This window comes from Methylobacterium sp. Leaf361 (assembly GCF_001424445.1).
Lineage (GTDB): Bacteria > Pseudomonadota > Alphaproteobacteria > Rhizobiales > Beijerinckiaceae > Methylobacterium.
In genome coordinates, this window is the sequence record NZ_LMPY01000017.1 from 60,181 (window position 1) to 69,598 (window position 9,418).

At 72.5% G+C, this 9,418-nt stretch carries 9 protein-coding genes; all 9 read left to right on the plus strand.

Going from position 1 to position 9,418, the window contains the following annotated elements; all coding sequences use genetic code 11:
* Positions 1–28: 28 nt before the first annotated feature.
* Complete coding sequence (locus tag ASG32_RS14210; protein WP_056527123.1) at positions 29–913, plus strand: FAD binding domain-containing protein; 885 nt, start codon at positions 29–31, stop codon at positions 911–913.
* Positions 903–1,442: a (2Fe-2S)-binding protein gene (locus ASG32_RS14215; RefSeq protein ID WP_056527126.1), complete on the plus strand. Its 540-nt coding sequence runs from the start codon at positions 903–905 to the stop codon at positions 1,440–1,442. Before ASG32_RS14210 ends, ASG32_RS14215 begins: the two co-directional genes overlap by 11 nt.
* Entirely contained in the window at positions 1,439–3,823 is a 2,385-nt protein-coding gene (locus ASG32_RS14220) for a xanthine dehydrogenase family protein molybdopterin-binding subunit (RefSeq protein ID WP_056527133.1), read from the plus strand. The genes ASG32_RS14215 and ASG32_RS14220 overlap by 4 nt, the downstream gene beginning before the upstream one ends.
* Positions 3,824–4,029: 206 nt before the next feature.
* Positions 4,030–5,277 (plus strand): ABC transporter substrate-binding protein, encoded by a 1,248-nt coding sequence (locus tag ASG32_RS14225; RefSeq protein ID WP_056527136.1) that lies wholly within the window; start codon positions 4,030–4,032, stop codon positions 5,275–5,277.
* 34 nt (positions 5,278–5,311) lie between these two features.
* Positions 5,312–6,211 carry a branched-chain amino acid ABC transporter permease gene (locus ASG32_RS14230; RefSeq protein WP_056527142.1) on the plus strand — a complete coding sequence of 300 codons (900 nt, stop codon included), beginning with the start codon at positions 5,312–5,314 and terminating at the stop codon, positions 6,209–6,211.
* The gene (locus tag ASG32_RS14235) at positions 6,208–7,248 is read left to right on the plus strand and encodes a branched-chain amino acid ABC transporter permease (protein WP_056527145.1); all 1,041 of its coding nucleotides are present in this window, start codon (positions 6,208–6,210) and stop codon (positions 7,246–7,248) included. The genes ASG32_RS14230 and ASG32_RS14235 overlap by 4 nt, the downstream gene beginning before the upstream one ends.
* Positions 7,242–8,051, plus strand: coding sequence for an ABC transporter ATP-binding protein (locus tag ASG32_RS14240; RefSeq protein ID WP_056527148.1), 810 nt, complete (start codon positions 7,242–7,244; stop codon positions 8,049–8,051). Before ASG32_RS14235 ends, ASG32_RS14240 begins: the two co-directional genes overlap by 7 nt.
* On the plus strand, positions 8,048–8,800 hold the full coding sequence (locus ASG32_RS14245; protein WP_056527151.1) for an ABC transporter ATP-binding protein: 753 nt from the start codon (positions 8,048–8,050) through the stop codon (positions 8,798–8,800). The genes ASG32_RS14240 and ASG32_RS14245 overlap by 4 nt, the downstream gene beginning before the upstream one ends.
* Positions 8,801–8,847: 47 nt before the next feature.
* Complete coding sequence (locus ASG32_RS14250; protein WP_020094434.1) at positions 8,848–9,324, plus strand: carbon monoxide dehydrogenase subunit G; 477 nt, start codon at positions 8,848–8,850, stop codon at positions 9,322–9,324.
* The last annotated feature ends 94 nt before the right edge of the window (positions 9,325–9,418 follow it).

Consider the following 9,418-nt stretch of genomic DNA (forward strand, 5'->3'; position numbering starts at 1 on the left):
GCAAGCCCATCGGGAGGAGGACAAGGGCTTGAAGGCGCCCGACTTCGCCTACGCGCGTCCGGCCTCGCTCGACGCGGCGCTGGCCCTGCTCGCTGAGCACGGGGAGGACGCCGTTCCGCTGGCGGGCGGCCAGAGCCTCGTCACGGCCCTCAACATGCGGCTCTCGGCGCCCGGCCTGCTGGTCGACCTCAACGCGATCCCCGAACTCACCGGTGTCTCGGAGGCCGGCGGCGAGGCCGGCGGCATTGTTCGGATCGGCGCGATGACGCGTCACCGCGATGTCGGGACCGCGGCACTCGTGCGCGAGCGCCTGCCGCTGCTCGCCGCCGCCCTGCCCCACATCGCCCATCCGGCGATCCGCAACCGCGGCACGATCGGCGGCTCGGTGGCGCTGGCCGACCCGGCCACCGAGTGGCCCGCCTGCTGCCTCGCCGCGGGCGCCTCGATCGTGGTGCGCGGGCCCGGGGCCGAGCGGCGCGTCCTGGCGGACGATTTCTTCCAGGGCCTCTACACGACGGCCCTGGAGCCCGGCGAGATCGTCACGGCGATCGAGTTCCCGGTTCCGGGGGCCGACGCGGTCTGGGGCTTCGAGGAGTTGTCGCGCCGCCACGGCGACTACGCCCTCGTCGGCCTCGCGGCGACCGGGCGGCGATCCGCGGGCGGCCTGTCGGACCTGCGCCTCGCCTTCTTCGGCGTCGCCGACCGGCCGGTGCTCGCCCGCGCCGCCGCGGCGGCCCTGGAGGCCGGCGACCTCGCGGGCGCCCAGGCGGCGCTCGCCGGTGAGCTCGACCCGCCGGACGACCCGACGACCAAGGCCGCGACGCGGCTCCACCTCGCCCGCGTGATCCTCGGCCGCGTGGCGGCCCGGATGCGCGGCGGCAGCGCGCAGGAGGGCGGCCCCGATGGCGTCTGAGAGCCCGGACCGCGCGCACGCGGTCGCCTTCACGCTGAACGGCGAGGCCGTGCGGGCGCATGTCCCGGCCCGGATGCATCTCGGCGACCTGCTGCGCCAGTCCTTCGGCCTCACCGGCGTGCATCTCGGCTGCGAGCACGGCGTGTGCGGCGCCTGCACGATCCTGGTCGACGGCCGGGCGGTGCGCGCCTGCCTGATGCTCGGCGTGCAGGCCGACGGCGCCACCGTCGAGACCGTGGAGGGGCTGACGGAGAGCGGGCGCATCCGCGACCTGCAGGACGCCTTCCACGCCCGCAACGCCCTGCAATGCGGCTACTGTACCCCCGGCATGCTGGTGACGGCCGCCGAGCTCCTGGACGACGCGGACGCGGCCACCTCGCGCGAGGCGATCCGCGCGGCGATCGCGGGCAATTACTGCCGCTGCACCGGCTACCACGCCATCGTCGACGCCATCGCGGCGACCGCCGAGGCGCGCGGGCAAGGTCGCCGGGATGCCGGCAGGGATGCCGGCCTGGAGGCCGCCGAATGAGCGCGGATCCGGGCGGCCTCACCTTCCTTGACCGGCCGAACAGCTATATCGGCCGCTCGGTCCCGCGGCCGAACGCGCGGCGCCTGCTCGAGGGACGGGGCGTCTACGTGGACGACGTGGCCGTCGCCCGCCTCGGCCACGTCGCCTTCCTGCGCAGCCCCCACGCCCACGCCCGCATCGTCGCCCTGGACACCGCGGACGCCAAAACGATGCCCGGCGTGATCGCCGTGGTGACGGGGCCCGAACTGGCGGCCGTGTGCACGCCGTGGGTCGGCGTGCTCGGCCACTTCAAGGGCCTGCGCTCGGCGCCCCAGCACGCCCTGGCCCTCGACCGGGTGACCTGGGTCGGCGAGCCGTTCTGCGCGGTCGTCGCGCACGGCCGGGCCGAGGCCGAGGACGCGCTCGCGGCGATCACGGTCGAGTTCGACCCGCTCCCCGCCGTCGTCGACATGGAGACGGCGCTCGATCCCGCGACGCCCGCGATCCACGCCGAATTCGGCGACAACCTCGCCTTCGAGCGCGTCCTCGACGTCGGCGACGTCGACGCGGCCTTCCGCGACGCGGCCCTGGTGGTCGAGGAGACCTTCCAGTTCGGCCGGCACACGGGCGTGTGCCTGGAGCCGCGGGCGATCCTGGCCGACTGGGCGGCGGCGGACGGGATGCTCACCGTCCACCACTCCTTCCAGGCGCCGCACATGATGCAGGACATCCTGTGCAAGCACCTCGCCCTCCCCGAGGGGGCGGTGCGGGTGATCTGCAAGGATGTCGGCGGGTCCTTCGGGATCAAGGTCCACATCTACCCCGACGAGATGGCGACCTGCGCGCTGGCGCTGATGCTCAAGCGCCCGGTCAAGTTCGTCGCCGACCGGCTGGAGAGCTTCCAGAGCGACATCCATGCCCGCGACCACCGGGTCACCGCCCGGATGGCCTTCTCGGCCGAGGGCGACATCCTCGCCCTCGACATGGACGACCTCACGGGCATCGGGCCCTACTCGGTCTACCCGCGCACCAGCGCGGTCGAGGCCAACCAGGTCGTCAACCTGACCGGCGGCCCCTACCGGCACCGGCACTACCGGGCCCGGGCCCGGGTCGTGCTCCAGAACAAGGCGCCGACCTGCCAGTACCGGGCGGTGGGCCACCCGATCGCCACGATGGTCGCCGAGGGGCTCGTCGATCTCGGCGCCGCCCGGCTCGGCCTCGACCCCCTGGCCGTGCGCGAGCGCAACGTCATCCCGGACGACGCCTATCCCTGCGCGGGCGTCTCGGGAATCAAGCTGGAAAAGCTGTCCCACCAGGCGGCGCTCGCCAAGCTCAAGGCGATGATGGACTACGACGGCCTCCGGGCCGAGCAGGCGGACCTGCGCCGGCGGGGGATCCACCGCGGCATCGGGCTCGCGGCCTTCATCGAGATCACCAACCCGTCGGCCGCCTTCTACGGGGTCGGCGGCGCGCGCATCTCCTCCCAGGACGGCTGCACGATCCGGCTCGATCCGCAGGGGGGTGTCGTCGCGTCGGTCAGCGTCACCGAGCAGGGCCAGGGCACCGAGGGCATCATCGCGCAGATCGTGGCCACCGCCACGGGCGTGCCGATGGACAAGGTCCGGGTGATCTCCGGCGACACGCAGGCGACGCCCTACGGCGGCGGGACCTGGGCCTCGCGCGGGGCCGGCATCGGCGGCGAGGCCGCGTGGCAGGCCGGCAAGGCGCTGCGCGGCAACGTCCTGGCGGTGGCGGGCGCGATCCTGCAGGCCGATCCGGAAAGCCTCGACGTCCGCGACGGCGCCGTGGTGGACGCAGGCACCGGGACCGAGCGCATGCCGCTCGCGGAGCTCGGCCGCATCGTCTACTTCCGCCCCGACACGCTGCCGCCGGGGGTGCAGCCCGAGTTCGTGGCGACCCGGCACTACGTGCCCAAGGACTACCCCTTCGCCTTCACCAACGGCGTGCAGGCCTCCTACGTCGAGGTCGACACCGAGACGGGCTTCGTGCGGCTGCTCAAGCACTGGTGCGTCGAGGATTGCGGCACCGTGCTCAACCCGCTCCTCGTCGACGAGCAGATCCGCGGCGGCATCGTCCAGGGGATCGGCGGGGCCCTGTTCGAGCACTGCCTCTACGACGGCGAGGGCCAGCTGCTGAACGGGTCGATGGCCGACTACCTCGTGCCGATGGCCGGCGAGATGCCCGATATCGACGTCGCCCACGTGGTCTCGGCCACCGCGTCGTCCGAGATCGGCGCCAAGGGCGCGGGCGAGGCCGGCACCGCCGGCGCGCCGGCGGCGGTCGTCAACGCCATCAACGACGCGCTCGCGCCGCTGAACGCCCGTGTCGCGCGCCAGCCGGTGACGCCCGAGGTCGTGCTGGAGGCGCTGGGACTGATCTGAAACCGGCTGCGGGCTTCCCCGTCCTTGCGAGCGCAGCGAAGCAACCCAGGGCAGCGGGACGCTGCCGAACGTGGCGGATCCCCGGATCGCTTCGCTGCGCTCGCGAGGACGGATGACCCTTTCGGGTCAGGACACATCGACCATCACGGGGCACGGTCCGCCGAAGAGACCGGTCCCGATCAGGAAACGCCGACGGAGGGACGGGAATGGGAACGGGCTTCGACAGGCGCCGGCTGCTCCAGGGCAGCGCCGCCGCATCCGCGCTGGCGCTCGCCGCCCCGGCGCTCCTGCGCTCCGCGATCGCGCAAGGCGGTTCGACCGGAGGCCCGATCCGGATCGGCTTCCCGGTGCCGCTCACCGGCGCCTTCGGGGCCGAGGCGAACGACCAGGTCCGCGCCGCTCAGCTCGCCGTCAAGGCGTTCAACGAGGCCGGCGGCTTCCAGGGCCGCACGGCCGAGCTCCTCGTGCGCGACGACAAGCTCAACCCCGGCGAGGCGGCGACCCGGACCCTCGAGCTGATCGAGAAGGACAAGGTCAACTTCCTGGTCGGCGGCCTCTCGGCGGCCGTGACCCTGTCGATCAACAACGTCGCCCGCGAGCGCGGCGTGATCTACAACTCGATCAGCCAGTCCGACGCGATCAACGAGGCCAAGGATTTCGGCCGCACCACCTTCCACGAGGCCCTGAACCCGCACATGACCGCGGGCGCGGTCGGCCGCTACGTCTTCCCGAAATCGGGCAAGCGCGTCGCCTTCCTCAGCGCCGACTACGCGTACGGCCACGAGATGATGCGCGGGTTCAAGCGCGCCGGCGAGGCCTCGGGCATCGAGGTCGTGGCCGACATCCGCCACCCGATCGGCGCCTCCGACTACTCGGCCTTCCTGCCCCGGATCGCCGCGCTCAAGCCCGACGTGCTCTGCCTGTGCAATTTCGGCCGGGACCAGGTCGTCTCGATCCAGCAGGCGACCGAGTTCGGCCTGAAGCGCACCACCAAGCTCGTCGCGCCGGTCCTGCTCTTCACCGCCCGCAAGGCCGGCGGCGACGCCTTCGACGGCGTGATCGGCGGCACCTCCTACTACTGGCGCCTGGAGGACAGCGTGCCCTCCGCCAAGGCGTTCAACGACCGGTTCCGCGCCGCCTACAACGGCGCCGTCCCGTCGGATTACGGGGCGCTGGGCTATGCCGGCGTCCGCTCGGTGCTGGAGGGCGTTAAGGCCGCCGGGTCGGTCGAGACCGAGAAGGTCGTGGCCGCCATGGAGGCCCTGAAGGCCGACTTCTACAAGGGTCCGCAGAGCTTCCGGAAATGCGACCACCAGTCGGTGCAGTCGGTCCTGATCGTCGAGGCGAAGTCGAAGGACATGAAGACGCCGGACGACGTCTTCACGATCCTCGGCACGGAGGGGCCCGACGAGCGCTTCCTGCGCGGCTGCGACGAACTCGGGCACAAGGCGTGAGGCGCTCCGTGCGAACCCGCGGGAGGGCGCGGCCTTGAGCGCCATCACGATCGGCGGCTTCCCCCTCGATCTCCTCGCCCTCCAGCTCGTGACCGGCATCGCGCTGGGAGCGATCTACGTGCTCGTCGGCATCGGCCTGTCGCTGATCTTCGGGCTCATGAACGTCGTCAACTTCGCCCACGGCGCGTTCTTCATGGTCGGCGCCTATGTCGGCGTCTTCCTGTACGGCTTCACCGGCAGCTTCTGGCTCAGTCTCGTCGCGGCGCCGCTGGCGATGGGGCTCCTCGGGCTCGCCGTGGAGCGCGTGCTCGTGCGCCCCCTCTACGGGCGCGGCATCGACGACCCGCTGCTCCTCACCTTCGGCCTGTCGTACGTGATGGTCGAGAGCGTGCGCATCGCCTTCGGGCTGACGGGCCTGCCCTTCGGGGCGCCGCCCGAGCTGCGCGGCGCGGTCGACATCGGCATCGGCTACTTCCCCCTCTACCGCCTGTTCCTGATCGGCTTCGCGCTGGCGGTGGTGGGCGCCCTGTGGCTGTTCATCGAGCGCACGCCCTTCGGCCTCGTGATCCGGGCCGGCGCCCGCGACCCGCAGATCGTGCAGGTGCTCGGCATCGAGATCACCAAGGTCTGGCTCGCGGTCTTCGCCCTGGGCTGCGCGCTCGCCGGGCTCGCCGGCATCCTCGCCGCGCCCCTGCAGGGCGTCACGCCCGAGATGGGGGTCCCGGTGCTCGCCGAGGCCTTCGTGGTCACGGTGGTGGGCGGCATGGGCTCGCTGGCCGGGGCCGTGCTCGCCGGGCTGATCGTCGGCATCGTGGTGGCGATGACGTCGCTCGTCGCCCCCGACATGACCAAGATGGCGATCTTCGCCCTCATGGCCCTGGTGCTGCTCGTGCGGCCCCGGGGCCTCCTCGGCCGGGCCGGAGCCCTCGGATGAGCGCCCGCGCCCCCGCCTCCGCCGTCACGAAGGGAGGCGCCCTTCCGGCTACCTTGCCGGCGGCCCGGCCGGGCTCCGGCCGGACCGGCCGCCGGCTGGCGTGGTGCGGCCGGCACCGCGTCGCCCTGACGCTCGCCTTCCTCCTCGTGTTCCCCTGGATCGCGCCCTACCAGGCCCTCGCCGTGAACATCCTGGTGCTCGGGCTCTACGCCCTCGGGTTCAACCTGCTGTTCGGCTATACCGGGCTCCTGTCCTTCGGCCACGCCGCCTTCCTGGGCGGCGGCGCCTACGGCTGCGGCATCGCCATCGTCCATTACGGGCTGCACCCGGCCCTGGCGCTCGTCGCCGGCACGCTGCTCGCGACACTCATCGCCGCCGTCATGGGCGTGCTGGCGATCCGCACCCGCGGCATCTACTTCGCGATGACGACCCTGGCGCTGTCGATGTGCGTCTACTACGCCTTCTACCAGGCGGAGGCCTTCACCGGCGGCGAGAACGGCCTGCGCGGCATCAACGTGCCCGCGCTCGCCCTGCCGGGCTTCAGCCTCAATCTCCTCGACCCGGTGGTGAAGTACTACGCCGCGCTGGCGGTGGTCGGCGTCGCGGTCTGGCTGTTCTCGCGCCTCCTGTCGTCGCCCTTCGGGGCCGCCCTCGAGGCGATCCGCGAGAACGAGGGCCGGGCGCAGGCCTGCGGCTACGACGTGCGCCGCATGAAGCTCGCGGCCTTCGTGATCTCCGGGGCCCTGTGCGGCCTCGCGGGCGGTCTCCAGGCGATCCACCTCTCGATCGTGCCGATCGAGACGATGCACTATTCGACCTCCGGCCAGGCCGTGATGATGGCGCTGCTCGGCGGCATGGGGACGTTCTTCGGGCCCTTCGTCGGCGCCGCGACCTTCGCGCTCCTGCAGGACGGGCTCGCCACCGTGACGAGCCACTGGCAGCTCTTCGTCGGCGCCGTCTTCATCGCCTTCGTGCTGTTCCTGCCGCTCGGCATCTGGGGCGAGGTGCTGGCGCGCCTGAGGAGGGCCGGATGGTGAGCGTCGCCGCCGCGCCGGCAAAGGCTCCGAGTACGGCGCCGCCGATCCTCGCCACGGAGGGGCTCGGCAAGCGGTTCGGGCATTTCCGCGCCCTGTCCGACGTGACCGTCGCGTTCCCGGAGGGCGGCATCACGGCGATCATCGGGCCGAACGGGGCGGGCAAGTCGACCTTCTTCAACCTGATCTCGGGCGCCTTCCCGCCGAGCGAGGGCCGCGTGCTGTTCCGCGGGCGCGACATCACCGGCGCGGCCCCGCACGCCTTCGCCCGGATGGGCATCGCCAAGTCGTTCCAGATCACCAACGTCTTCCCGCACCTCACGGTGCGCGAGAACGTGCGGGTGGCTGCCCAGGCCCGGCGGGTCCGCTTCGCGTTCTTCCGGGACCGCGCGGCCTATCCCGAGCTGGCGGAACGGGCCGAGGAACTCCTCGGCGAGGTCGGGCTCGGCGCCCGGATGGACCGCCTCGCGCGCGAACTCGCCCACGGCGAGCAGCGCGCCCTGGAGATCGCGGTGGCGCTGGCCGCCGAGCCGAGCCTCCTCCTCCTCGACGAGCCGACCGCCGGGATGAGTCCCGAGGAGACGCGCGAGATGATGGACCTCGTGCAGCGCCTCGCCGAGACCCGGACGCTGATCCTCGTCGAGCACAAGATGAAGCTCGTCATGGGCCTGTGCCGGCGCCTCGTCGTCCTCCACCAGGGCCAGCTCCTGGCCGAGGGCAGCCCCGACGACATCCGGGCGCATCCGGAGGTGCGCCGCGTCTACCTGGGCAACACGGCGGGCAAGATCACGGGCACGACCGCATGAGCGCCGCCGTCACGCAGCCGCTCCTGGCGGTCGAGGACCTGCGGGCGTGGTACGGCCACTCCCACATCCTGCAGGGCCTCTCGCTGGAGGTGCGCCCCGGCGAGATCGTCACGCTGGTCGGCCGCAACGGCGCCGGCAAGACCACCACCCTGAAAGCGATCATGGGCCTCGTGGCGAAGCGCGAGGGGCGCGTGACCTTCGCGGGCGCCGACATCCTCCACCGGCCGCCCCACGAGCGCTTCCACCGGGGCCTCGCCTACGTGCCGGAGGAGCGGCGCATCGTGCCGGGGCTGACCGTGGAGGAGAACCTGCGCCTCGGCATCCTGGCCGCCCGGGGGGCAGGACGGGGCGCGCGCGCGACGCGCCGCGACGAGGCGCGGCGGATCGAGGTCATCGCCGAGACCTTCCCGCGGCTGAAGCAGCGCCTGAAGCAGGAGGCGGTCACGATGTCGGGCGGCGAGCAGCAGATGCTCGCCATCGCCCGGGCGCTCATGGCCGAGCCCGTGATGGTGCTCCTCGACGAGCCCTCGGAGGGGATCATGCCGATCCTGGTCGAGGAGATGTTCGCGCAGTTCGTCGCGATGAAGCGGGCCGGCACCACGATCCTGCTCGTGGAGCAGAACGTCGAGCTCGCCCTCGACGTGTCCGACCGCGTCTACATCGTCGACGGCGGCGCCGTCGTCTACCACGCCCCCGCGGCCGCGCTGCGGGACGATCCCGAGATCCAGGCGCGCTACTGCGCGGTCTGAGCGCCCGCACCGGCCGGTGGGCGGCGCAGTGTCAGGAGGAGACCAGGATGGACATCGCTGGCGCGTATCGGATCCCGGTCGCGCGGGAGGCCGTCTGGGCGGCGCTGAACGATCCGGAGGTGCTGGCCCGCTGCATCCCCGGCTGCAAGGAGCTGGTGCAGGCCTCCCCGGAGGAGATGACGGCCAAGGTCGCCCTCAAGGTCGGGCCGGTCTCGGCGACCTTCGCGGGCACGGTCCGCCTGGAGGACATGCGCCCTCCCGAGGGCTACAGCCTCGTCGGCCAGGGCAACGGCGGCATGGCGGGCTTCGCCAAGGGCCGCGCCGCCGTCAGCCTCGCGGCGGAGGGCGGCGAGACGCTCCTGACCTACACCGCCAAGGCCGAGGTCGGCGGCAAGATCGCGACGCTGGGCGGCCGGCTCATGCAGGCGACCGCGCGCAAGCTCGCCGACGAGTTCTTCGGCAAGTTCGCCGCCGAACTCGGAGCGACCGGCGACCCGGCCGCGCCCAGAGCGGCCGAGGCCTAGGGCGTCTCTGCAAAGGGTTCACAGGCCGCGGGATCGGCCCCATGTGGGCCTGATGCGACGCTTTGAACTGACTGACGCGCAGTGGGAGCAGATC

Bases quoted from the DNA above. Each gene is read 5' to 3' on its own strand.
- ASG32_RS14215 (WP_056527126.1), top strand. From the start codon at position 903: ATGGCGTCTGAGAGCCCGGACCGCGCGCACGCGGTCGCCTTCACGCTG.
- ASG32_RS14220 (WP_056527133.1), top strand. From the start codon at position 1,439: ATGAGCGCGGATCCGGGCGGCCTCACCTTCCTTGACCGGCCGAACAGC.
- ASG32_RS14225 (WP_056527136.1), top strand. From the start codon at position 4,030: ATGGGAACGGGCTTCGACAGGCGCCGGCTGCTCCAGGGCAGCGCCGCC.
- ASG32_RS14235 (WP_056527145.1), top strand. From the start codon at position 6,208: ATGAGCGCCCGCGCCCCCGCCTCCGCCGTCACGAAGGGAGGCGCCCTT.
- ASG32_RS14240 (WP_056527148.1), top strand. From the start codon at position 7,242: ATGGTGAGCGTCGCCGCCGCGCCGGCAAAGGCTCCGAGTACGGCGCCG.
- ASG32_RS14245 (WP_056527151.1), top strand. From the start codon at position 8,048: ATGAGCGCCGCCGTCACGCAGCCGCTCCTGGCGGTCGAGGACCTGCGG.
- ASG32_RS14250 (WP_020094434.1), top strand. From the start codon at position 8,848: ATGGACATCGCTGGCGCGTATCGGATCCCGGTCGCGCGGGAGGCCGTC.